Genomic DNA, 22,868 nt, shown 5'->3' with positions numbered 1-22,868 from the left:
GCAGTATAAGTTTCAGCCAAAGATCAGTGAGCGATGAGTGCCTGCACCGGCGCGGGCCCCATCGCCAACTGCCAGCGCTACTGAACCGGCAGCCAATGCCGCATCTCCGCAGGCAAATACGCCGGCGACGCTGGTTTGTTGTGTCGCGTCAGTCTGAATAAACGGTCCCATCGGGCCATCCTCGAATGTACATCCCAATTGTTCAGCCAGCGGGCTGGCCATGCGTGTGCGTGGCATGGCGAACAGGCCTGCAACGGCGATGACCTGACCATCGCTGAGTACCACGTCCGCACGCTCGCCACGGATATGACTGACCGGCCGGGTTTCCAGGGTTACACCGCGGCGATCCAGTTCCGCCAATTGTTCGGCATCCGGCTCGAACACGCCGTTGGTGAAGAACGTGGTCGGGCCCCAATCCGGCAGTAGCAGGGCGTGATGAATCGACATGGGTGACGTCGCCAATACGCCGATCGCGCCTTGATTCAGTTCATAACCGTGGCAGTACGGGCAATGAAAAACGCTCTGCCCCCAGCGTTGCCTGAGGCCGTCGATGGCCGGCAACTCGTCGATGACGCCCGAGGCCAGGATCAGTCGCTTGGCGCTGAGCCATTGTCCGCTCTCGGTGCGCAGATCGAATCCGCTGTCAGTCCGAGTCGCTTCAACTGCTGTATCCGTTAGCCATTGCACGCTGGGGTAAGCCAGTAACTGTGCGCGTGCTTCGTCAGCAATTTGCCCCGGTGCACGTCCATCCTGGCCGAGGAAACCGTGGGATGTTTCGGCAAAACGGTTGCGTCGCAGTCCTGAATCCAGCACCAGCACATTGCGTCGGGCGCGGGCCAGTTGCAGGCCGGCGGACAGCCCGGCATAGCTGCCGCCGACGATGATGGCGTCGTACACCATGAGCGAATCTCCTCTTGAATTTTCAGAGTACACCGTAAGTTACGAGAAATATTGCTGTCAATAGTCTCGTAACTTCAGACCTTGCAAGCGATACTCGGCGCATCTTCGCAACGGCTTGAAAAAAGGATCATCGATGAGAAACGACACGCGGTTATCGCGCATGCTCCATGTGTTGATTCACATGGCTCGCCATGAAAAGCGCGCGACCTCGGAAACCATCGCCGGCATGCTTGGCACCAACCCGGTGGTGGTGCGGCGCACCATGGGTTTGCTCAAGGAGCAGGGGTTTGTGACGTCAGAGAAGGGCCATCAGGGAGGCTGGGCGCTGGCCAAACCGCTGGCGCAGATCACCCTGCTGGATATCCACCAGGCGTTGGGCACGCAGTCGATTTTTTCCATCGGTTTGTCGACGGATCACCCGGAGTGTCTGGTCGAGCAAGCGGTGAACGCCGCACTGACACGCACCTTCGATGAGGCGCAGGCGCTGTTGCTGTCGCGGTTGGGCGGCATCACCTTGGCGGACCTGGCAGCGGATTTCGAGGCCCGCTTCAAGTCAGTCGGCGAGGATAATTAAAGCGGCGAAGCGGCGCGACGATGTTTCCATGAGCGAAATGCCCGCCCATACACCAGCAGGTTGACCGCCAGCACGACGCTGCCGAGCGCCAGTTGAATCTGCGGGGTGAGCCCGGCCGGATAGATGATCGGCCAGATGTAATGCTCGATGAAGCCGCCGGCGTATTCGGTCTGCCCGGCGGCGTGGCGCATAAGGTTTTCCCAGTACGTCAGCGGACAGGTCAGATGCAGCACCTCGACCGCCACGCCCCAGGCGGCAGCCGGCAAATGCAGCCACATCACCCGTGGCCATTTGAGGACCAGCAGCCCGCCAAACAGCACGAACAGAATGAAGGACAAATGAAACAGCACCAGCCCGTCGGCTGCGATTCGGTACAGCATGTCGTCTCCCTGACGCGGTTGTGAATGGCGCTATGTTACGCCGCTCAGGGCATTAAAGGTCAGTGCGAAAGTCAGCGAATTGCGCGCTCATCCGGCCGATTTCCCACAAGTGCGCAAGATTGTTCAAGCCAGAAAGGCGAAATGGCTGGCACAGTCTTCGACCGTTTTCCTGATTGAAGAACGTTTATGTCTGATGCACTTATGCCGCGCAGTGCGTTCCTTCGCGGCGCTGCGGCGATCATGCCGTTGTCTCTGGCCACCGCGCCATGGGGGCTGCTGGCCGGCTCCATGGCGATCGAGGCCAACCTCACGCCGCTGCAAGGGCAGGGCTTGTCGAGCATCGTGTTTGCCGGTGCGGCGCAATTGGTCGCGATCGGCATGCTCAAGGGCGGTGCGGGGATTTTTTCGATTCTGCTGACCACGCTGCTACTGACCTCGCAGCACTTGCTCTATGGCATGAGCATGCGCTCGGTGATTTCGCCGCTGCCGGGGCGCTGGCGCATAGGTCTGGGCTTTTTGCTCACCGATGAGTTGTTTGCACTGACCAGTCAACATGATCGTCAGCAGTTCAATCGCTGGTATGCGCTGGGCGTCGGTTTGACGTTCTACATCGCCTGGAATCTGTTCACCTTCGCCGGCATTGTCCTCGGCAGCAGCATTCCGGGGCTTGAGCACTTGGGGTTGGATTTCTCGATTGCCGCCACGTTTATCGCATTGATCACGCCGGTGGTGCGTAACGTACCGACGCTGGTATGTGTGGCGGTGTCGCTGTTTTGTTCAGTGCTGTTCAGTTACTGGCAATGGGGTTCGGCGCTGGTGTTGTCCGGACTGGCCGGAATGAGCGCAGGGTTTATCTGCAACAAGCTGTATCGGGAGCGCACATGATGGTTTGGGCGGTGATTTTTGGCATGGGGCTTCTGGTGTTTCTCAATCGCTACGTGTTTCTCGAACCGCGTTTGCCGGTGCGTCTGAGTAGCAATGCGCGACAGTTTCTCGGGTTTGCGGTACCGGGGATGTTGACCGCGATCTGTGGGCCGATTGTCTTCATGCCCGACAAACAGCTGAATCTTCAGTGGGATAATCCCTACCTGCTCAGTTCGCTGGTGGCGATCGCTCTGGTGATCTACACGCGCAGTACTTTGCTCAGCATGTTGTTGAGCATGGCGTTCTTCTTTTTGCTGCGCTGGTGGCTGTAAGTTGTCTGTTCTACGCTTCAGGGATGAAAGGTTACTGATCACGGGAGGTGCACATGGCGACTGAGCAAAAGCATCCAGAGACGGATGACGAAGACACGGATGAACCGACGCAAGAAGAAATAGAGCGGGAGAAGCACAAGGAGCAGACCTGGAAGCACGATGATGGCCGAGAGCTTTCCGATCCTGACCGCAAGTTTTGAGTGACTTCTACGATAAAGCCCCACAAGTGTGGGGCTTTTTTACGGTTTCAAAGTTCGTCCAACTGCGTGAAATCGGGGTGTGTGGCCCGATATCCCAAGGTTCGATCAATCCACGCATTGAGCTCGTTGACCATCACCGGCGCGTGGCCCGGATACCCTTCAAGGGTGGTGCGCAGGATGCGTTCGATATCGGGTACGGCACGCAGGTTTCGGGTCTTGATGTAGTGGCCGATAAAACAGTCGAGTTCAAAGCGTTCTGTCATGGACAGATAAATACACTCCAGGCCGCTGACCTGTTTGATTGCAAAATCGTCGCGCAACTTATTTCTCTGCAAGGCTTGTAGACGTTAGGGGGTTCCTGGTTTGTTGACTCTTTGGTCAACTGGTATACCAAATGGAAATGCGGCGCGCATGCTAGCCGTAGTGCATCTAAATGTATGTATGACGGTTGAAATGTCAGACAGGCGGTTAGTTCATTCAAACGTGTGTTTTATGTGCGCCGTCTCAAAAATGAAACAGGGGTTGTAACGGCAGTGATTCGCTCTATGAGTTGCTAAAGTTTGCAATAGTTTTATTCCTTATAACGCTGCGTCAAAAGATCGCAGCCTTCGGCAGGTTCTACATTGATAGACGCGTGAAGTCGGTAAATGTTTAAGTCTGCTCAATAATCAAACTGGCGCCCTGATTGCGTGCGTTACCGACAGCTTTGCCGACTTTGTACCACTCGAACGCTTCGCTACCTTCGCCTTCGAACAGCAGCATTTGCTCGGCGCGTTCAACCGGCGTCGCCGGATCGAGCCATTCGCGCGCCAACTCTGCGCGGAACACCACCGGTCGGCGATCATGGATATCGAGCATGCCGCCGACGGCATCGGCGGTGAGGATCACGAAACCGTCGTCATCCCGAGCCGGCGTTTCGGCTGTCAGAAATTGTCCAATGGCCGCGCAGAAAACTGCACCGTGGTCCGCGCGACGGATCAGCCAAGGTTGTCGGGTTTTATCCTCGCTATCGACCCATTCAAACCAGTTGTCCACGGGCACGATCAAACGATGTCGCCAGATCGCCCGGAAGAACGGGCCATGGGCGACTTTCTCGACCCGGGCATTGATCGGTGGTGGGCGATCCTTGGCCCAGTGCGGGCGCCAACCCCAGCGCAGATTGTCGGCATGCAGGTGCTGCCCTTGTTGATGCAGGACGGCCAGCGCGGTGGTCGGCGCCGCGTTATAGCGATCAAGCGGCGCATCGCCAACGTGATTGATCAACGCGTCGGGAATGCTCAGCACCGCGACAAAGTCGTGAATGCCACGGTACTGCGAGAGTCTTCCGCACATGGGCCGATCTCCGGTTGGAGAGTTCAGCTTAGTCGCTGGCGCCCTGACCGGTGAATGTGTCGCGCCAGTTCAAGCAGCGGCGTTCGAGCATGGCGAGCAGGCCGTCGCTGAATTTGCCGAGCAAGGCGAGCACGATGATCGCAGCCAGCACGATGTCCGGCCGCGAGGTTTCCCGGCCGTCACTGAGCAGATAGCCAAGCCCTTTGGTGGCTGCGATCAATTCCGCCGCCACCAGAAACATCCACGCCAGGCTCATGCCACTGCGCAACCCAGTGAACAAGCCGGGGAGGGCGGCCGGCAGCAAGATCCGTCGCACCAACTGCAAGCGACTGAAGCCATAGATGCGGCCGACTTCCACCAGTTTGCGATCAATGTTGCGAATGGCCGCGACCACGTTGACGTACACCGGAAAGAACGCGCCGATGGCAATCAAGACGATTTTCGAGGTCTCGTCGATGCCCAGCCACAACAGCAGCAGCGGCACCCAGGCCAGGCTCGGAATGGAGCGCAAGGCAGCGAAGGTCGGTTCCAGATAGGCTTCGGCTTCGCGACTCAAGCCGACCCAGGCAGCAAATACCAGCGCCAGGCTGGCACCGATGGCAAATCCGAGCAGCACGCGGATCAGGCTGGCGCCGATGTGTTTCCACAGCGCGCCTTCGGCGAGGTCAGTGAGGGTCAGGGCGATCTCGCTCGGCGCCGGCATTTGGTAGGACGGCAGCCAACCGATGCGGACGATAATTTCCAGCGCGACGATGATCAGCAGCGGCAGGGCCAAGCCTTTGCAGCGGCGCTGCCACGTCGGATTCGAGCTCGCAGGACGCTGGCGCGGTACGGCAAGTGGCGCGGGCAGGTCTTTGCTGTGAGTGGTCATGATTTGGCTCCGCTCACGACAAATCCGCGACGGGCGCGGATTTGTCGTAAGACTGGTCGGTTACTGGTGGGCGACGGCTTGCTGCACACCGCTGTCGAGCAATTGATCGATGACTTGATCGACATTCACTCCACGGCGCACCAGTTCCTCGGAGACCAGAATCGGCGCCGCTGCCTTGGAGGCGCTGATGTCCTGCTGGGTGAGTTGCGGGCTGCTCAGGTCAGTGCGCGACAGTTGCAACTTGGCTACATCCAGCGGCAATCCGGACTCCTTGGCGAGAAGGGCGGCGAACTCATCGGGATTTTTCAGCGCCCAGTCGCGGGCCTGTTCGTAGGCCTTGATCACGGTGTCGATGGTCTGCGGATGTTCTTTGGCGTATTGCTCGGTGACGCTGACCACGCCGTAACTGTTGAACGCCGGGTTGCGGTAGAGCAGGCGCGAACCGGCCTGGACCTGGCTGGCGGCCATGTGCGGATCGAGTCCGGCCCAAGCGTCGACATCACCTTTTTCCAGCGCCGTGCGGCCGTCCGGATGTTGCAGGTGAACCAGTTCCACATCGTCTTTTTTCAGCCCGGCCTGTTGCAGGCTGCGCAGGGTGAACAGGTACGGGTCGGTGCCTTTGGTGGCGGCGATCTTTTTGCCCTTGAGGTCGGCGACGGTCTGGTAAGGAGAATCCTTGCGCACCACCAGTGCAGTCCATTCGGCGCGGCTGTAGACATAGACGGATTTGATCGGGCTGCCGTTGGCGCGGCTTAGCACGGCGGCGAGGCTGGCGCTGGAAGCGAAATCCACGCCGCCGCTGTTGAGGTATTCCAGCGAGCGGTTGCTGCCCTGGCTCAGTACCCAACTGACCTTGGTCTGCGGCAAGGCTTTTTCGAGGAAGCCGAAGTGCTTGAGCACCAGACTGACCGGCGAGTAATAGGCATAGTCGAGATGCACTTCCGCCGGCGCAGCTTCAACCGCGTGGGCGAGCGGTTGCAGGCTCAGCACCATGGCGCTGGCAGCCAGCAGGGTTTTGAGTCGGGGAAAGAACGATGTCATGGGGCGCTCCGGCAAAGGCACAGGTTTCTTATGTCCAAAAAGATATTTTTATCGAATGCTTCCTGCATGAATGGAATATTGCAGGCTCTGTGCCATGTGCTTGAAAGCGCCGGTTTATAAGGGTTTTAACGCCAGGTGCAGGATTTCAGCTGTTGCGTGGGCAACAGTGTGATTCGCTACTGTTGCCAAGCAAACAGCAACTATCAGGCGTCATGAGCTTATGCATTTATCGAATTTCAAAACCTTGAATCAACAGCGTTATGGTCTATGCAATTACCTTTGCAGGACTCGCCATGAAGCTTTCTCGTTTCCTCCGTAGTGCGTTAATCACTGCACTATTCACTTCGCCGCTTTCCTACGCAGCCGAGCCATTGGTCCTGCATGTCGGCGATCAGAACTACTACAACATCCGTGCCTCGGTGGAGGCGTCCGGTGTATTGAAAGACGCGCCTTATACCGTCGACTGGAAACACTTCCAGGCCGCTGCACCCTTGGCGGAAGCCTTGCAAACCGGTTCACTGGATCTGGGCTTCCTGGGCGATTCCGGTTTTCTGTTTCTGGCCGCCAAGCAGGCGCCGGTGAAACTGATCGGCGTATCGCGGCAAAATCCCGACACCATCGCGTTGCTGGTGCCCAAGGATTCGCCAGTGAAAACCATCGCCGATCTGAGGGGCAAGAAAGTCGCCTACTGGCCCGGCGCCTGGAGTCAGCAGTTGACCTTGCGCGCCCTGGAGCAGGGCGGTCTGCCGGAAAACTACGTCGACTTCGTCAAGCTGATGCCGATCGATGCCGCCGCAGCCCTGCCACAGGGCAGCATTGACGCTTTCCCGGTGTGGGAACCGTACATTTCCCAGCAGATCGTGTTCTCCGGCGCGCGACCGATCCTGACCGCAAAAAACCTGATGCCGGGGCTCAGCGCAATCGCGGCGTCGACACCGTCCATCGACAGCAAACGCGCAGCCATTGCGGATTTTCTCGGGCGTTTGAAGCAGGCGCGGGCCTGGGTCGACAGCCATACGGACGAATACGCCGATCTGTGGGCAAAGAAAGCCAATCTCGATCAGCAGGTGTCGCGCCACTGGTTGCGCCAGGCGCACATGACCGTCGGGCCGGTGGACCAGCAGGCTGCGACGGACCTGCAAAGCACCGCCGATTTTCTGTTCAAGGTGAAAGCGCTGCCGGCACCGTTGGCCACCGCCGGGATTATCGACACGTCTTTTCAGCAGGCATTGGCTCACTGAGCGAGCGCCGGAACCAAACCCTGTGTACCTTATCCAACCTCCGCTCGCGGATCGGGGCGCAAGGATGGATAAGGGCGAGGGAGTTTTGCCAATCGACAACATGACGGCAGCTGCCGTGCTCAAGGCAAAACATGAAATCCGGATTCAAGCTTCTTTGTGCTGCGCTCATTGCTCTCGGACTGGCCGGTTGTATCGCTGCACCGATAGAAATGACTGCGCAAACCGAAACGCGCCTGAAAACCCAGGCTCCGGTGCGCTTTCTGTTGACGTTTGACGATGGCCCCAGCGCTTCGAGTTTGTGGAATCCGTCGGCCACGGTGCTCGACAGTCTCAAGGACAACCCGCTGCAGCCGGGTATCAAAGCGGTGTTCTTTGTGCAGACACGCGCGCCGCGAGCGGGCAACAGTGACATCGGCCGCAGCATCATGCGTCGCGAGCATGACGAGGGGCACATCCTGGCGTTTCACACGGCGACCCATTGGCACACCAATCATCGCTTGCTCGACCCACAACAGCTTGAAGAATCGCTGAGCAACGGCACGGCCGATATCGCTGCCATCACCGGCGCGCCACCGACACTGCTGCGCCCGCCATTTTGGAATTACGACAAGCGCACCTTCGCCGCCTATCAGCAGCATGGCTTGCATGTGTTGCTCACCGATTTAAGCGCCAATGACGGCAAGATCTGGGGCTTCAATGCCAGCCCGCGACGTCGGGCCAACATGCTGCGACAGTTATCGGAAGTCCGTGAACGTATCGCTCTTGGCGAATTGCCCACCGTGGACGGGGTCATCCCGGTGGTGGTGACGTTTCATGATCTCAACCGCTATACCGCGCGGCACACGCGCGAATACCTGCAGATTCTGCTGGATAGCGCGGCCGCCACGGGCGTGAGGCTGGCGGACAAACCTTTTTATGATGATCACGTCGCGCTGGAGAAGGCCGCACTGGCGCGCACGGTGGAGAACAGCTCGGAGGCGGTGAATTTGCCCGGAATGTGGAACTGGATCTGGGATCATGACGCGCACTGAGGGTGAGTCGGAAGTTGTGACCTGGTTGGCATTTCTGTATCGAGCAAGACACACATTGCTCATCTATGCTCATCGGGTCGACCGACTCATCGCCTGCGAGGCGTTCAGCCATGCTTGCCATTGACGATATCTGCCGGATTGTCGAATCCGGCTTTCCTGCGTTCAAGTGTGACTGCATTGCAGGCACTCAGGGGCTGCTGCAAATCAAGGTATATGAGCCGAACAGCGGGCGTGTCGAATTGCTGCTCAATGGCGTTTCCCCGGAACACCTCGTCACGATCCGTGACATTTCCAACTTCATCGGTGAATTACGCACCGAAATCAGCGCGGGCCGCCGAGCGTTCGCTGGTTAACGCCTCATAAACGCCGTTGAAACGCTTGAACAATGCGCAGCGTCGCTTCGCTGGTTCTCAGATTGCGCACCGCATCCAGCGGATGCCAGATGCAATCGATGATCTCGTTCTGTGGACGCACTTGCTCAAAGTCCAGCACGGACGCCTCGTAGACATGATGCCGCGTGCTGCCGCTCTGCAATTCCATTAAATACAACACATCGTCGGCGTCCAGGCCGGTTTCTTCTTGCAGTTCGCGCACGGCAGCCTCCGCTCGGGTTTCCCCGTGCTCGACCTTGCCGCCGGGCAATGTCCAGCGGCAGTGGGGTTTGCGTACCAGGAGAATGTGGCGATCCTGCTCGCATATAACGGTTGCACGTACTTTCATCTGTTACCTGGTTTAATGCTTGTCACAAAATAGAAATAAAACTGCAATATTTGAGCCGAAGCTTGCGACAAAGGTTTCATTGGAGTTTGGAGCGTTCGCTGTGTTGAAAAGTGCCAGATCCTTGACTGTTGCGGCTGGCGACATCCGGTCGGCATTTCGGGCGGGTCAGGGTGTAAGGTAAAAGCGTGAAGCTGGATCTGACCGTTAGCAAAAATGGAGGTATCCATGAGCATGCCGATGTTGAACAAGATGCACATGAACGGCTATGACGTGCTTAGCGTGAACAATGGCCCATGGCGGGTTTGCACCCAAGGCGATCGGCTGGCGTCGTTTGGTAGCCGGGAAGAGGCGCTGGCCTATGCCGCAGCGCTGCCTGGCTACAAAAAACGCACGACGCGCGCGCAAAGTCACAAAACCCACTGACTGGCTGTAATAGAAGGAGCCCCGGCATGTGTCGGGGCTTTTGTTTGGGGGAAGGGGATGCAGGTCTCAGTGGACCTTGGTTCGGCTGATGGCGCGGGCTTTCACTTCCCTGGCATAGAGTTGCAGTCGTTCTTCATCGCTTTGCAGCACCTCGCAGGATCTCAGCACGGATTGCGCATCCGCCTCGTTGCCGGATTTGCGCAGTTGTTCGGCAATACGCTTCAGGTCGACCGCCGACCATCTCAAGTCCGATGCAACGCTTTGCAGGTCGCGTTGAAGTTCGTGTTCGTATTCATTGAGCCGCATGATCACCTCCAGAACATTCTCGGTAGAAAAGAGTAGTCGCATTTTTCGTCGATGGGCAAAGCCTGTTCATCAGCACGCTGAACGGTTGTGAAAAGTTGTGCAGATTGCGCCACGGGCGCGTTGCCACGATGGATGTAGAGCCGCTTACACGCTACATTCACTTTTTTCAGATCAGGAATACACCATGCGGATATGGATCGGGAGTCTGGCGTTGGCCATGTTGGCGGGTTGCTCGTTGCCGGCCTCGTTGGTGCCGGGTGAGCCGAATATCAGCAAGACCAGCGCCAAGTCGCCCAAGGACTATGCGGCGTGTTTATTACCGTTGTGGCAGAAGGATGTGGCCAAGACTTCGCAGACATCGATTTCCAACGGCTATCGCATCACGGCGCCGAGCATCATCACTGCGGACGAGATCCTCGACATCGTCAAGTACAAGGACGGAAGCCGGGTTTCGTTGTATCAGGGGCCGCCATGGGCGAAGTCCGGTTCGTTGCGCCAATCGGTGCGTGATTGCCTGTAATGCTATTGTCCTATGCAAAAAAAGCAGAAACCGCATCGACGGTTTCTGCTTTTTTTTGGCTGCTCGCCGGCTGAACAATCAGTCGGAAATGTCAGTTAGCGGGATGGTGCCGACATTGCCTTTCTTTTCTCGCCGGTCTTGCATCCAGTCCTCCACTTGCTGGCCGAATTCCTTTGGCGCCTTGCGCCCGACCTTTCTGGCGATGTCGAGAATCGTCTGCTGAGCCAGGGCTTCCTCCATGCGTTGTTGCGCGGTCATCATGGCGGCGTGAATCGAGCAGGTGCCCTCGACTGCCCATTGCGGCGCATTGCCTTCAAACAGGGCGCAACGCCCACGAATGTCGCGGCATTCGAAAATATTCTTGCGGCCGTCGATGGCTTTGACGATGTCGAGCAGGGTGATTTCGTCGGCCGGCCGCGCCAGGCTGAATCCGCCTCGCACGCCTTCAGACGCCACCACCAGTTTGCCCTTGGCCAGTTTGGTGAAGATTTTCGCCAGGTATTCCACCGGCACGCCTTGCAGTTCGGCGAGGTCGCGCACGCTGGCTTCGCGCGTATCGCCGCTGTTGGTAACCAGAAACGCCAGGCAATGGATGCCGTATTCGACGCCTGCGCTGTAAAGAGACATAGGTAAGTCCGACTTGATTTGTCGTAAATGCTAACAGTCTGAGCAGAAGCCGGCAATCGGTCTCATAGGGGCGATAGATCATGAAATCGGCAGATTTAATCGCTGAGGAGAGATTGGCTTAAGTCGATTCAACGCCATAACCATCGATAAGTCCGATTAAACCTATCGGATAATCTGACTTGTTGGTTTTATATCCGACCAATAGAGTCGGCGGTATTGGGGTTGGCGAGGGCTGGCTCACGACGAATCCGATTTCACCTCTTTCCACCGTTGGACGTTTCTGGAGAAGCACAATGAAGCAGCAGATTCTGATTATCGGCGCAGGTTTTGGCGGTATGTGGTCGGCGTTGAGCGCTACCCGGCTGGTTGACCTGCAGGGTCGCGACGACGTCGAAATCAGCGTTCTCGCACCGCAGGCCGAGTTACGTGTACGTCCACGTTTCTATGAGCCGAATGCTCATCAACTGGCGGCTCCGCTGCATGAACTGTTCAAAGCAGTCGGCGTTCACTTCATCAAAGGCGCAGCGCAAACCATCGACGTGGCGAAAAAAACCGTCGGTTACACCGATGCATCCGGCAACAAACAGGTCTTCCACTACGACAAACTCGTTCTGGCCAGCGGCAGTGGTCTGGCGCAATCGGCCACACCGGGTGTCGCGCAGTACGCATTTGACGTCGATCAGATCGAAGCGGCGATTCGCCTGGAGGCACACCTCAAGTCCTTGAAAAACCTTCCCGAAACCAAGGCACGCAATACCGTGGTGGTGGCGGGCGGTGGTTTCACCGGGATTGAAACGGCAACTGAAATGCCGGCGCGTCTGCGCGAGATTCTTGGCGAGCAGGCCGAAATCAAAGTCATCATCGTTGATCGCGGCGCGAAGATCGGCGCGTCGATGGGCGAAGAGATCAGCCAATCCATCCTCGAAGCCAGCGAAGCGTTGGGCGTTGAATGGCGTTTGGGTGTGTCGGTACAGTCGGTTGATGCCAGCGGCGTGACGCTTTCAGATGGCCAGCACATCGAAGCGAAAACCGTGGTCTGGACCACCGGCGTGCGCGCCAGTTCGCTGACCGAGCAGATTCCCGCTGAACGTGACAAGCAAGGTCGCCTGCACGTCGATGCCCATTTGAAAGTCATCGGCCAGGAGGACATCTTCGCCACCGGCGACGTGGCTTACGCCGCCACCGACGACATCGGCAACTACGCGCTGATGACCTGCCAGCACGCGATTTCGCTGGGTCGTCACGCCGGCAACAACGTCGCCGCGCAGATCCTCGGTATCGACCCGACGCCGTACAGCCAGCCCAAATACGTGACGTGCCTCGACCTTGGTGCATGGGGCGCGGTGTACACCGAAGGCTGGGATCGTCAGGTGAAACTGGTGAAGCAGGAAGGCAAAGCCCTGAAGACCCAGATCAACACTCAGTGGATTTATCCGCCTGCAGCCGACCGCGTGAGCGCGTTGGCCGCTGCGGATCCGCTGATTCCTGTGGTTGCATAACCATCGCTGCGCCAATGAATCCCGCTCCCTGAGCGGGATTTTTTTGTCCGCACATAGGGTGATGGCAAGAAATGAACGGTGACAGTTGCGCGCGAGGATTTGCAGTTGTGTGCACTAGGCTTTTGAGGGCTGGTGGTTAGTCAGGCCGGCACGACCTTTCAAGGAGTCTCGGATCATGGATGATCTGGTCAAAGAAGTTATTCCGCTGTTGCAGTATCTGATTCCCGGTTTTTTGTCAGCATGGATTTTTTACTCACTGACGGCTTTCAAGCGACCCGATACGTTCGGGCAGATTGTGCAGGCGCTGATTTTCACGTTTGTGATTCAGGGAGCGGTACTGGGGATTGAGGCAATTTGTCTGTGGGTGGGGTCGATAGGCTTTTCTGTAGGGAAATGGGATGCTCGGGCGGAGGCATTGTGGGCATTTATTGTTTCAGTATGTCTCGCCGGGCTTTTCTGTTATTTGGCTTCAAACGGGGTTTTGCATGTGTGGCTACGCAAGCGACACCTGACACGTAAAAGCTCCCATCCCAGCGAGTGGTACAGCGCTTTTGAGCGACAGGATCGCCTTGTCACTTTGCAACTGAATGACGAGAGGCGATTGTTTGGCTGGCCCTTGGAGTGACCTTCTGGACCCTCGGAAGGGCAATTTATCTTGCTGAATCCACAATGGCTTGGCGATGGTGGCGAGGTGCTCACTTTTGGCGCCGAATTAATGGTGATAGATTCCTCAAAAGTTCAGTGGGTCGAATTCAATTCTGTCGAGGAGGTTGTTTCATGAGCGCAAAAGCACCCAATCCCATGCCGCCTCACGTGGCGCGTCTCTTCGTGGGCCCAGACGGCAAGCCGTTGGCAAAACCGCTGGTTAAAGGGCCGAGTGCGCCTCCACCGCCAAAGCGCTGATCAGCGCCGCCAGCCACTAGCCCCAACCCTCAGCCACCGCCCGGCGAATCGCTTCCAGCAACATCGCAAACGCCGGGTTGTCGTTGTTCTCCCGCCAGATCAGATGCAGCTCGCTCTGCACCCCTTCACCCAGATCGATATCGCGAAACACTACATTTTTGAACACCACACTGGTGGCGCAACGGGGCACCAGCGCCAGGCCCATGCCAGCGTTGACCAAGGCCAGAATCGTCAGCGACGACCCTAGCCACTGCACATAATCCGGCGCGACCCGGGCCGAACGCAGCATGCCGGTCAGCAATTCGTTGAACGGCGGATACGCGGCGTGGGAGTACATCAGGAACGGCTGTTTATCCAGGTTGCTGACCGACACTTCAGTCGCCGTTGCCAATGGATGCCCGCTTGGCACTGCCAGCACAAACGGCTCGCGCACCAGGCATTCAGTCGCATAGCCCGGCTCCAGTAACGGCGCGCGGGCAATGCCCAGATCAATCCGTCTCGCGCGCAGGGCTTCGTGTTGCTGGTAAGTGTTCATTTCCGTCAGATCGATTTTCACCTGCGGCTGTTTCAGTCGCGCCTCGGCGATCACCTTGGGCAGAAACTCATACACCGCGCTGCCGACAAAACTGATGTTCACTGACCCGATGTCGCCTTCGGCAAACCGCCGCGCGGTGACTGCCGCTTGTTGCGCGCGTTCCAGCAGGTTCTGTGCTTCGATGAAGAAAGCACGGCCGGCGGCGGTTAACGCAACACTGCGGGTACTGCGAGTAAACAGCTCGACGCCGAGGTGATGTTCCAGCAGCTGAATCTGCCGGCTCAGCGGCGGCTGGGTCATGTTCAATCGTTCGGCGGCGCGGCGAAAGTTGAGTTCGGTGGCGACAGTGGTGAAGCAGCGCAGTTGGGTCAATTCGAACATTGATCTAATCCAGGTATCAATCGAATGCCAAGTTAGATTAGACGGGATCAATGATCGCCGTCCATGATCGGCCCATCGCTTTACGCAATCCCTAAAAAAACAAGATCGGGAGTCGCCCCTTGAAAACCCTCCAGAGTCCGCTGGATGTCACGGTTCTCGCCCGTGCCGCCGCCAAGGTCAAGCGCCACGTGCTGCCGCTGTTCGTGGTGATGTTCATCGTCAACTACATCGATCGGGTCAACATCGGTTTTGTGCGCAGTCACCTGGAGACCGATCTGGGCATCGGCGCTGCGGCTTATGGCCTCGGCGCCGGTTTGTTCTTTATCGGTTATGCGCTTTTCGAAGTGCCGTCCAACATGCTCCTGCAACGTTACGGCGCGCGAGTCTGGCTGACGCGGATCATGTTCACCTGGGGTGCCGCTGCCATGGCCATGGCGTTCGTCAGAGGTGAAACCAGTTTCTATGTGCTGCGCTTTATTCTCGGCGCGGCGGAGGCGGGTTTCTTTCCCGGAATCATTTACTACTTCACCCAATGGCTGCCGGCCTCCGAGCGCGGCAAGACCATGGCGGTATTTCTCAGCGGTTCGGCCATTGCTTCGGTGATCTCCGGCCCGGTCTCCGGTGCGTTGCTGCATATCAGCGGTCTGGGCCTGCATGGCTGGCAGTGGATGTTCCTGATCGAAGGCGCGGCGTCGGTGGTGCTCTGCGCATTCGTATGGTTCTGGCTGCAATCGCATCCGCGTCAGGCCAAGTGGTTGAGCGAAGAGGAACGCGAAGCGCTGGTGGCGGCGATTGCCGAGGAACAGCGCGCTCGCGAGGCGTCGCAGGTGGCCAAGCCGTCGATGTTCAAGCTATTGGCGGATCGGCAGATTGCGCTGTTCTGTTTCATCTATTTCTCCATCGCCCTGACCATTTACGGCGCGACGTTCTGGCTGCCAAGCATGATCAAGAAGATGGGCAATCTCGGCGACTTCCAGGTCGGTCTGCTCAATTCGATCCCGTGGATCATTTCGATTGTCGCCATGTACGGTTTCGCGGCGATGGCCGGCAAGTGGAAATTCCAGCAAGCCTGGGTCGCGCTGACGCTGGTGATCGCGGCGATCGGCATGTTCATGTCAACCACTGGCGGGCCGATTTTCGCCTTCGTCGCCATCTGTTTCGCCGCCATCGGTTTCAAGGCTGCATCGGCACTGTTCTGGCCGATCCCGCAAAGCTATCTGGATGCGCGCATTGCCGCGGCGGTGATCGCGCTGATCAACTCCATCGGCAACCTCGGCGGCTTCGTTGCGCCGACCGCGTTCGGCATCCTCGAAGAAACCACCGGCTCCATCGAGGGCGGACTTTATGGCCTGGCGGCGACGTCGCTGATCGCTGCGGTGGTGATCTTTTTTGCCCGCACGGCGCCTGGCGCGAAAGGCAAAAACCTCGCAAAGCCGCATGAGGTCACCGCCGTTGTTGCGACGGCCAGCCCGGCCGCGAGCCACTGAATTGATTGTTGATCTGCCAGGAGCGTTATCTTGAAAATCACCCGCGTAACTGTGACCCCGATTGCCTTCCGCGATCCGCCGCTGCTCAACGCCAGCGGCATCCACGAACCCTTCGCCCTGCGCTCGATCATCGAGATCGAAAGCGACAACGGCTACATCGGCCTCGGCGAAAGCTATGGCGATGCCCCGGCGCTGGCGATTCAGCAGCAGTTGCAGTCACAGCTGATCGGCCTCGACCCGTTCAACCTCAATCAGTTACGCGCGATCGTGCAGGCCACCGTTGCTGCGAACAAACCGGCCAGTCTTGCCGGTGCCGAACTGGCGCCCGGTTCCCACGCCAGCAAAGCGGTGAGCAATGCCTACTCGGCGTTCGAAGTGGCGTTTCTCGACTTGCAGGCGCATTACCTGAATGTGCCGCTGGTGGATCTGCTCGGCGGCGCGATTCGCGATGAAGTGCCGTTCAGCGCCTACCTGTTCTTCAAGTACGCACAGCATGTCGATTCGCCGTACAAACCGGACAACTGGGGCGAGGCGCTCAGCGAGCAGCAGATCGTCGCGCAAGCCGCGCGGATGATCGAGGCGTACGGTTTCAAGAGCATCAAGCTCAAGGCCGGTACGTTGCCGCCGGAGCATGAAGTGGCGTGCATCAAGGCGTTGAAAAAGGCCTTCCCGGGTTACCCTTTGCGCATCGATCCGAACGGCAACTGGTCACTGGAAACCTCGATTCGCATGGCCGAGTTGCTCGGCGATGATCTGCAGTATTACGAAGACCCGACCCCGGGCCTCGACGGTATGGCCGAACTGCACAAACGCACTGGTCTGCCGCTGGCGACCAATATGGTCGTTACCGATTTCGACGAATTCCGCCGCAGCATCGCGCAAAACAGCGTGCAGATCGTCCTTGCCGACCACCATTACTGGGGCGGCCTGCGCGACACGCAGACGCTGGCGAAGATGTGCGATGTGTTCGGCGTTGGTGTGTCGATGCATTCCAATTCGCACCTGGGCATCAGCTTGATGGCGATGGCGCATGTGGCGGCGGCGGTGCCGAATCTGGATTACGCCTGCGATACGCATTACCCGTGGCAGGAGCCGGATGAAGAGGTGATCAAGGGTGGCAAGCTGCCGATTGTCGATGGCTGCGTGAAGATCACCCGCGCGCCGGGGCTTGGGCTGGAACTGGATCAGGATCAGTTGGGCAAGTTGCATGATCAGTATCTGACCTGCGGGATTCGTCAACGCGATGATGTGCGGCAGATGCAGCGGTACAAGCCGGATTGGAGGGCAGTTAAACCGAGGTTTTGAGGTGCCTGAATTGGCGCCATCGCGAGCGGGCTCACTCCTACAGGGAAACGCATTCCAACTGTAGGAGTGAGCCTGCTCGCGATTGGCGTCCTCACGGTTACAACGTTTCTACCAGCCAATCCCGAAACGCTTTCAGCGACGGCAAATTCTCATTGCGCGGCGGATACACCAGGTAATAGCTGCGGCGACTGGTAATCGGCTCACCCAGTTGCAGCAGTTCACCCTTCAACAACTCATCTTCGACCAAAATCCGCGGCACCAAACCCACGCCAATATTCGCCCGCACCGCCTGAATCAAGTGCGAAGTCATTTCAAAACTTGGCCCGATGCGCATACCGCGATGCGGCAATCCGTGATGGCTGAACCATTCCGCCCACGCCTGCGCATTGCTGCTGACGTTGAGCAGCAGTTGCCCGGCGATGTGTTGTTCGGCGTCGTCGCGCTCAGCATCGGACAGTTGCGCACTGGCAATCACCACCAGTTCCTCGGTGTGCAAGGGCAGGGCGGTCAGCCCCGGCCAGTCACCGCCACCGACACAGATCGCTGCATCGATTTCGCTGGTATCGAAGTCGATCGCTGCGATACGCGAATGCAAATGCACGGTCATGCCCGGGTGCGCGGTGTAGAAATCCTTCAACCGTGGCAGCAACCATTTCGAGCCGAAGGTCGGCAGCGTCGCCAGGCGCAAGCTGTGAATGCCCGAGCCGAACGCCATGGCCTGCAAGGTCGCGCTGCGAATCTGCCCAAGTGCTTCGGCGAGTTCGCGCTGATACATGCGCCCGACATCGGTGAGCACCACTTGCCGACCTTCGCGGCTGAACAAGCGCATGCCGAGCATCTTCTCGAGAGTCTGCACCTGACGGCTGACCGCACTCTGCGTCAGCGACAATTCATGAGCGGCGCGGGTGTAGCTTTCATGGCGCGCGGCGGCCTCGAAAGCCAGCAATAACGACATGGAGGGGGTGAGCGTGCGCGGATTCATTCGTAAAAGTCATCAATATCGGGTCGAATTTACGGTTGTCCCGGCGTTCGCCAGCAATGAACATGGGCACCATGAGATGGCGGAGCCTGACGCAATCATTCGTTGCGTACAACTGTTCACCGCCACGCGGCCCGATTTGACCGAGATAACCTGACCGATGATTGCCCAGCTGTCCCCCGCCAAAGCCCTGACCAGCGATTACCAACAGTTCCTCGAAGCCCTGAAAGCCAGCGGTTTTCGCGGTGAAATCAGCGCCGACTACGCCAGCCGCGTGGTGCTGGCGACTGACAACTCGATCTATCAGCGCCTGCCGCAAGCGGCGGTGTTTCCGCTGGATGCCGAGGACGTGGCGCGGGTGGCGCGGTTGATCGCCGAGCCGGCGTACCAGCAAGTGGTGATCACCCCGCGCGGCGGTGGCACCGGCACCAACGGCCAATCACTGACCGACGGCATCGTCGTCGATCTGTCGCGGCACATGAACCGCATCCTCGAAATCAACGTCGAGCAGCGCTGGGTGCGGGTGCAGGCCGGGGTGGTCAAGGATCAGCTCAACGCCGCGCTGAAATCCGCCGGGCTGTTTTTCGCCCCGGAGCTGTCGACCTCCAACCGCGCCACCGTCGGCGGCATGATCAATACCGACGCCAGCGGTCAGGGCAGTTGCACCTACGGCAAGACCCGCGACCACGTGCTTGAACTCGATATGGTCCTGCGCGGTGGCGAGCGCCTGCACGGCCAGCCACTGGAAGAGAGTGAACTTGAAGCACTGTGCGTCCGCGAAGATCGCGTCGGTGAGGTCTATCGCTGCGCGCGGCAGATCATTGATGAGCAGGGCGAGCTGATCAAAGAGCGTTTCCCCGATCTCAACCGCTGCCTGACCGGTTATGACCTGGCGCACTTGCGTGAGGCGGACAACCGTTTCAACCTCAACAGCGTGCTGTGCGGCGCGGAAGGTTCGCTGGGATTTGTCGTCGAGGCCCGGCTGAACGTACTACCGATCCCCAAACACACGATGTTGGTGAACATCCGTTACGCCGGGTTCATGGACGCGTTGCGCGATGCCCGTGCCTTGATGGCGCTCAAGCCGTTGTCGATCGAAACCGTCGACTCGAAAGTCTTGCTGCTGGCAATGCAGGACATCGTCTGGCACGGCGTCGCCGAGTATTTCCCGGAAAGCGCCGAGCGCCCGACGTTGGGCATCAATCTGGTGGAGTTCTGCGGTGACGATCCGGAGGATTTGCAGCGCCGGGTCGAGGCGTTCGTCGACCACTTGAGCAGCGACCGCACGGTTGAGCGTTTGGGTCATACGCTGGCGGTCGGTCATGCGGCGGTGAACAAGGTCTACGGCATGCGCAAACGTGCGGTAGGCCTGCTCGGCAACGTCGCCGGTGAAGCGCGGCCGCAGCCGTTCGTTGAAGATACCGCAGTGCCGCCGCAACACCTGGCCGAGTACATCGCCGAGTTGCGCGATTTGCTCGACAGCCACGGTTTGCAGTACGGCATGTTCGGTCACGTCGACGCGGGCGTGCTGCACGTGCGGCCGATTCTCGACATGAAAGATCCGCAGCAAGCGGCGCTGGTGCGCCCGGTGTCCGATGGCGTCGCCGCGCTGACCCAACGGTATGGCGGCCTGTTGTGGGGCGAGCACGGCAAAGGCCTGCGCTCGGAATACGCACCGGCCTTCTTCGGTGAACTCTACCCGGCGCTGCAAGCCTTGAAGGCCGCGTTCGACCCGTTCAACCAGTTCAACCCAGGCAAGATCGCTACCCCAGCGAACACCGGCGCGGCGCTGCTGAAAATCGACGAAGTGACTTTGCGCGGTGAACTGGATCGGCAGATCGACGAAAAAGTCTGGCAAAGCTACGGCGCGGCCATGCATTGCAACGGCAACGGCGCCTGCTACAACTTCGATCCCGATGACGCGATGTGCCCGTCGTGGAAAGCCACCCGCGAACGGTCGCAATCGCCCAAGGGCCGTGCTTCGTTGATTCGCGAGTGGCTGCGTCTGCAGGGCGAAGCGGGTGTCGACGTGTTGTCCGATGCGATTCGCAAGCCTGCGTTTTTCAGCACCTTGTGGCAGCGCTGGCGCAACAGCCGTACGCAGGCCGAAGACTTCTCCCACGAGGTCTACGACGCCATGGCCGGCTGCCTTGCGTGCAAATCCTGCGCTGGGCAGTGCCCGGTAAAGGTCAATGTGCCAGAGTTTCGTTCGCGTTTTCTTGAGCTGTATCACAGCCGTTATCTGCGTCCGGCGCGGGATTACCTGATCGCCTCGCTGGAGTACAGCATCCCGTACATGGCGCGGATTCCGGCGCTGTACAACGGGTTGATGGGCGCCTCATTCGTTCGCAGCTTGCTGGAACGGGTTGGCGGCATGATCGATGTGCCGCTGCTCAGTCGTTTTGATTTCCATGCGGCGATGCGCCGTTGGCAGGTGCAACCGGCGAAGGTTTCGACGTTGTCGGCGCTGACCGAGGCGCAACGTGCGCGCAGTGTGGTCATCGTGCAGGACGCCTTCACGCGCTACTTCGAAGCGCCATTGTTGGCCGATCTGGTCGAGTTGATTTCGCGTCTGGGTTATCAGGTCTATCTCGCGCCGTTCAGCGCCAACGGCAAGCCTTTGCATGTGCAAGGCTTCCTCTCGGCATTCAGCCGCGCGGCGTTGCGCAACGCTCGGCAACTGCGTGAATTGGCGGATGTGGGCGTGCCGTTGCTGGGCCTCGATCCGGCGATGACGCTGGTGTATCGCCAGGAATACCTGAAAGTGCCGGGCATGGAGCAATGCCCGGAGGTGGCATTGGTTCAGGAGTGGTTGCTCAAGGTGATGCCGGAGCAGGCGCCGCAGGATGCGACTGCGTCGTTCCGTTTGCTCGCGCACTGCACCGAGAAAACCAACGCCCCGGCCGCCACCCGTCAGTGGGAACAGGTGTTCGAACGCGCAGGATTGAAGCTGGCCACGCAAGCCACCGGTTGCTGCGGCATGTCCGGCACGTATGGCCACGAGGCGCGCAATCGCCAAACCTCAGCGGTGATCTACGAGCAGTCGTGGGCACGTCAGATAGACGCGCCGGCAGAGCAGGGCGAAGCACTGGCCACGGGGTATTCCTGCCGCAGTCAGGTCAAGCGCCAGTCGGATCAGGCACTGCGCCATCCGTTGCAGGTGCTGCTTGAGGTTCAGCGTCGCTGAGGGATTCGTCCGTGTCCTTGTCCCAGATCAGGCGCGGATCGAAACTCATCGCTGCGAGCATGGTGAACACCACAACCAGGCCGAAAAACAGAATGCCCGGTCGTGGCTCGATATCGCCCAGCGCCTGAAACTTCACCAATGCTGCGACCAGCGCCACCACCAGCACGTCGAGCATTGACCAATAGCCGATCAGCTCGACGAAGCGGTAAAGCTTCGAACGCTCCTTGCGCGCCCAGGCGCTGTCGCGTTGCACGGTCATCAGCAGCAACGTCAGGGCGACGAACTTGACTCCCGGCACGGCGATGCTGGCGATGAAAATGATCAGCGCGATGTCCCAAGCGCCGTGCTCCCAGAACTCCAGCACACCGCTCATGATCGTGCTGTCGGCACCGCTGCCGAGCATGGTGGTGTTCATCACCGGCAGCAGATTGGCCGGCACGTAAAACGCCAGTGCCGCCAGCATGTACGCCCAGGTGCGCGCCAGTGAATTGGTCTTGCGCCGGTGCAGCGGCGCGTCGCAACGCGGGCATTCATGCGGCTCGTCGGTCATGTCGCAGGCCAGTCCGCAGCTGTGGCACAGGCACAGATTGAGTTCGCTGGCAGTCGGTGGCCGTTTCATAGAATGTCCCAGAGGTCGCGGATATCGCGGCCGGCAATCCTGATCATCATCAGGCTCAGCACGGCCAGCGCGAACAGGCCGATGCCGGGCAACACGTCGAGCAATCCGGCCAGCTTGAACACCGCCACCATCGCCCCCAACAGGCACACCTCAAGCATGCTCCACGGCCGCAGGGTTTCCAGCCAGCGCATGCACAGCTTGAAGCCCGGCGCACGTCGCGATGACAGCGCGAAGCTGAGCACCCAGATCAGCAGCACCAGTTGAAACGCCGGGGCAATGATGATCGAAATCGCCGCGACCATCGCCATGAACGTGATCGGCCCCTGACTCAGCGCCAGCACTGAATCCCACAGCGTCGCGCTGTTTTTCAGGCCTTTGAGGCTGATGCTCATCACCGGGTAGAAGTTGGCAAACAACCACAGCATCGCCGCCGTGAACGTCAGGGCCAGACGCTGTTCGACGGTCAAACCGTTGAAGCGCTGGAGCACGCCGCCGCAGCGCGCGCACGAGGTTTTCTGGTGTTTGGCCAGCACGGCTTTTTCGTACACACAATCGCAGTGCTCGCAAATGATCAGGTGTTCGGTGTTGACCATGGACAACGCTCGACAGCA

26 protein-coding genes and 1 pseudogene are annotated in these 22,868 nt (G+C 59.0%); 14 read left to right on the top strand and 13 right to left on the bottom strand.

The window, feature by feature from the left end; all coding sequences use genetic code 11:
- Positions 1 to 12: 12 nt before the first annotated feature.
- A complete protein-coding gene (locus ACW9IR_RS03645) occupies positions 13 to 900 on the bottom strand; it encodes an NAD(P)/FAD-dependent oxidoreductase (RefSeq protein ID WP_457461709.1) in 888 nt (295 codons plus the stop codon).
- A 133-nt stretch (positions 901 to 1,033) separates the two neighbouring features.
- On the opposite strand from ACW9IR_RS03645, the gene ACW9IR_RS03640 reads away from it, so the two are divergent.
- Positions 1,034 to 1,474 carry an Rrf2 family transcriptional regulator gene (locus ACW9IR_RS03640; protein WP_095120329.1) on the top strand — a complete coding sequence of 147 codons (441 nt, stop codon included), beginning with the start codon at positions 1,034 to 1,036 and terminating at the stop codon, positions 1,472 to 1,474.
- On the opposite strand, the gene ACW9IR_RS03635 is transcribed toward ACW9IR_RS03640, so the two are convergent.
- Positions 1,471 to 1,854, bottom strand: coding sequence for a DUF2784 domain-containing protein (locus tag ACW9IR_RS03635; protein ID WP_110720439.1), 384 nt, complete (start codon positions 1,852 to 1,854; stop codon positions 1,471 to 1,473). The genes ACW9IR_RS03640 and ACW9IR_RS03635 overlap by 4 nt on opposite strands.
- 186 nt (positions 1,855 to 2,040) lie before the next feature.
- Here ACW9IR_RS03635 and ACW9IR_RS03630 point away from each other — a divergent pair, with 186 nt between their 5' ends.
- The 3 genes from ACW9IR_RS03630 to ACW9IR_RS03620 are packed head-to-tail and all read left to right on the top strand — an operon-like array spanning position 2,041 to position 3,250.
- A complete protein-coding gene (locus tag ACW9IR_RS03630; protein WP_457461706.1) occupies positions 2,041 to 2,739 on the top strand; it encodes an AzlC family ABC transporter permease in 699 nt (232 codons plus the stop codon).
- A complete protein-coding gene (locus ACW9IR_RS03625; protein ID WP_162835977.1) occupies positions 2,739 to 3,050 on the top strand; it encodes an AzlD domain-containing protein in 312 nt (103 codons plus the stop codon). The genes ACW9IR_RS03630 and ACW9IR_RS03625 overlap by 1 nt, the downstream gene beginning before the upstream one ends.
- Before the next feature lie 53 nt (positions 3,051 to 3,103).
- Positions 3,104 to 3,250, top strand: a complete 147-nt coding sequence (locus ACW9IR_RS03620) for a hypothetical protein (RefSeq protein WP_176470073.1) — start codon at positions 3,104 to 3,106, stop codon at positions 3,248 to 3,250.
- A gap of 47 nt (positions 3,251 to 3,297) precedes the next feature.
- Here ACW9IR_RS03620 and ACW9IR_RS03615 read toward each other — a convergent pair whose 3' ends face one another.
- The 4 genes from ACW9IR_RS03615 to ACW9IR_RS03600 form a co-directional block, all read right to left on the bottom strand.
- Positions 3,298 to 3,570 (bottom strand): hypothetical protein, encoded by a 273-nt coding sequence (locus ACW9IR_RS03615; protein WP_095120332.1) that lies wholly within the window; start codon positions 3,568 to 3,570, stop codon positions 3,298 to 3,300.
- A gap of 331 nt (positions 3,571 to 3,901) precedes the next feature.
- Positions 3,902 to 4,582, bottom strand: coding sequence for an SOS response-associated peptidase (locus ACW9IR_RS03610; RefSeq protein ID WP_457461703.1), 681 nt, complete (start codon positions 4,580 to 4,582; stop codon positions 3,902 to 3,904).
- A gap of 28 nt (positions 4,583 to 4,610) precedes the next feature.
- Complete coding sequence (locus ACW9IR_RS03605; protein ID WP_457461701.1) at positions 4,611 to 5,453, bottom strand: ABC transporter permease; 843 nt, start codon at positions 5,451 to 5,453, stop codon at positions 4,611 to 4,613.
- 60 nt (positions 5,454 to 5,513) lie between these two features.
- The gene (locus ACW9IR_RS03600) at positions 5,514 to 6,494 is read right to left on the bottom strand and encodes an aliphatic sulfonate ABC transporter substrate-binding protein (protein ID WP_457461699.1); all 981 of its coding nucleotides are present in this window, start codon (positions 6,492 to 6,494) and stop codon (positions 5,514 to 5,516) included.
- Positions 6,495 to 6,787: 293 nt separating this feature from the next.
- Here ACW9IR_RS03600 and ACW9IR_RS03595 point away from each other — a divergent pair, with 293 nt between their 5' ends.
- From ACW9IR_RS03595 to ACW9IR_RS03585, 3 genes are all read left to right on the top strand, one after another.
- Complete coding sequence (locus tag ACW9IR_RS03595) at positions 6,788 to 7,735, top strand: ABC transporter substrate-binding protein (protein WP_457461697.1); 948 nt, start codon at positions 6,788 to 6,790, stop codon at positions 7,733 to 7,735.
- A 131-nt stretch (positions 7,736 to 7,866) separates the two neighbouring features.
- Positions 7,867 to 8,766, top strand: a complete 900-nt coding sequence (locus tag ACW9IR_RS03590; RefSeq protein ID WP_110720432.1) for a polysaccharide deacetylase family protein — start codon at positions 7,867 to 7,869, stop codon at positions 8,764 to 8,766.
- 110 nt (positions 8,767 to 8,876) lie between these two features.
- Entirely contained in the window at positions 8,877 to 9,119 is a 243-nt protein-coding gene (locus ACW9IR_RS03585) for a DUF1652 domain-containing protein (protein ID WP_110720431.1), read from the top strand.
- Between the two features lie 4 nt (positions 9,120 to 9,123).
- On the opposite strand, the gene ACW9IR_RS03580 is transcribed toward ACW9IR_RS03585, so the two are convergent.
- Positions 9,124 to 9,486 (bottom strand): NUDIX hydrolase, encoded by a 363-nt coding sequence (locus ACW9IR_RS03580; protein ID WP_150773906.1) that lies wholly within the window; start codon positions 9,484 to 9,486, stop codon positions 9,124 to 9,126.
- Positions 9,487 to 9,711: 225 nt separating this feature from the next.
- On the opposite strand from ACW9IR_RS03580, the gene ACW9IR_RS03575 reads away from it, so the two are divergent.
- Complete coding sequence (locus tag ACW9IR_RS03575) at positions 9,712 to 9,909, top strand: DUF2188 domain-containing protein (RefSeq protein ID WP_095120340.1); 198 nt, start codon at positions 9,712 to 9,714, stop codon at positions 9,907 to 9,909.
- A gap of 66 nt (positions 9,910 to 9,975) precedes the next feature.
- On the opposite strand, the gene ACW9IR_RS03570 is transcribed toward ACW9IR_RS03575, so the two are convergent.
- On the bottom strand, positions 9,976 to 10,215 hold the full coding sequence (locus ACW9IR_RS03570; RefSeq protein WP_007910805.1) for a hypothetical protein: 240 nt from the start codon (positions 10,213 to 10,215) through the stop codon (positions 9,976 to 9,978).
- A 184-nt stretch (positions 10,216 to 10,399) separates the two neighbouring features.
- On the opposite strand from ACW9IR_RS03570, the gene ACW9IR_RS03565 reads away from it, so the two are divergent.
- Positions 10,400 to 10,735, top strand: coding sequence for a hypothetical protein (locus ACW9IR_RS03565; protein ID WP_102902096.1), 336 nt, complete (start codon positions 10,400 to 10,402; stop codon positions 10,733 to 10,735).
- A 78-nt stretch (positions 10,736 to 10,813) separates the two neighbouring features.
- On the opposite strand, the gene ACW9IR_RS03560 is transcribed toward ACW9IR_RS03565, so the two are convergent.
- On the bottom strand, positions 10,814 to 11,362 hold the full coding sequence (locus ACW9IR_RS03560) for an RrF2 family transcriptional regulator (RefSeq protein WP_457461693.1): 549 nt from the start codon (positions 11,360 to 11,362) through the stop codon (positions 10,814 to 10,816).
- Positions 11,363 to 11,655: 293 nt separating this feature from the next.
- Here ACW9IR_RS03560 and ACW9IR_RS03555 point away from each other — a divergent pair, with 293 nt between their 5' ends.
- Positions 11,656 to 12,861 (top strand): NAD(P)/FAD-dependent oxidoreductase, encoded by a 1,206-nt coding sequence (locus ACW9IR_RS03555; protein ID WP_457461692.1) that lies wholly within the window; start codon positions 11,656 to 11,658, stop codon positions 12,859 to 12,861.
- Between the two features lie 175 nt (positions 12,862 to 13,036).
- Positions 13,037 to 13,642, top strand: a pseudogene (locus tag ACW9IR_RS03550) (DUF6338 family protein).
- Positions 13,643 to 13,780: 138 nt separating this feature from the next.
- On the opposite strand, the gene ACW9IR_RS03545 reads toward ACW9IR_RS03550, so the two are convergent.
- Positions 13,781 to 14,680, bottom strand: a complete 900-nt coding sequence (locus tag ACW9IR_RS03545; protein ID WP_457461690.1) for a LysR substrate-binding domain-containing protein — start codon at positions 14,678 to 14,680, stop codon at positions 13,781 to 13,783.
- Between the two features lie 119 nt (positions 14,681 to 14,799).
- Here ACW9IR_RS03545 and ACW9IR_RS03540 point away from each other — a divergent pair, with 119 nt between their 5' ends.
- Together ACW9IR_RS03540 and ACW9IR_RS03535 are read left to right on the top strand one after the other, a co-directional pair.
- Positions 14,800 to 16,167, top strand: coding sequence for an MFS transporter (locus ACW9IR_RS03540; protein ID WP_102902099.1), 1,368 nt, complete (start codon positions 14,800 to 14,802; stop codon positions 16,165 to 16,167).
- A gap of 30 nt (positions 16,168 to 16,197) precedes the next feature.
- Positions 16,198 to 17,472 (top strand): glucarate dehydratase family protein, encoded by a 1,275-nt coding sequence (locus tag ACW9IR_RS03535; RefSeq protein WP_457461688.1) that lies wholly within the window; start codon positions 16,198 to 16,200, stop codon positions 17,470 to 17,472.
- Positions 17,473 to 17,569: 97 nt separating this feature from the next.
- Here the strand turns inward: ACW9IR_RS03535 and ACW9IR_RS03530 are convergent, their stop codons facing one another.
- Positions 17,570 to 18,454 (bottom strand): LysR substrate-binding domain-containing protein, encoded by an 885-nt coding sequence (locus ACW9IR_RS03530; RefSeq protein WP_457461686.1) that lies wholly within the window; start codon positions 18,452 to 18,454, stop codon positions 17,570 to 17,572.
- Between the two features lie 157 nt (positions 18,455 to 18,611).
- Here ACW9IR_RS03530 and ydiJ point away from each other — a divergent pair, with 157 nt between their 5' ends.
- Positions 18,612 to 21,638, top strand: coding sequence for a D-2-hydroxyglutarate dehydrogenase YdiJ (ydiJ, locus tag ACW9IR_RS03525; RefSeq protein ID WP_457461684.1), 3,027 nt, complete (start codon positions 18,612 to 18,614; stop codon positions 21,636 to 21,638).
- Here the strand turns inward: ydiJ and ACW9IR_RS03520 are convergent.
- Together ACW9IR_RS03520 and ACW9IR_RS03515 are read right to left on the bottom strand one after the other, a co-directional pair.
- Positions 21,571 to 22,257, bottom strand: coding sequence for a paraquat-inducible protein A (locus ACW9IR_RS03520; RefSeq protein WP_273915037.1), 687 nt, complete (start codon positions 22,255 to 22,257; stop codon positions 21,571 to 21,573). The two genes, ydiJ and ACW9IR_RS03520, sit on opposite strands and share 68 nt — an antisense overlap.
- The gene (locus ACW9IR_RS03515; protein ID WP_457461682.1) at positions 22,254 to 22,850 is read right to left on the bottom strand and encodes a paraquat-inducible protein A; all 597 of its coding nucleotides are present in this window, start codon (positions 22,848 to 22,850) and stop codon (positions 22,254 to 22,256) included. Before ACW9IR_RS03515 ends, ACW9IR_RS03520 begins: the two co-directional genes overlap by 4 nt.
- Between the last annotated feature and the right edge of the window lie 18 nt (positions 22,851 to 22,868).

This window comes from Pseudomonas sp. SDT291_1_S447, from assembly GCF_054070155.1.
This window is presented reverse-complemented; position numbering and strand designations above follow the sequence as displayed.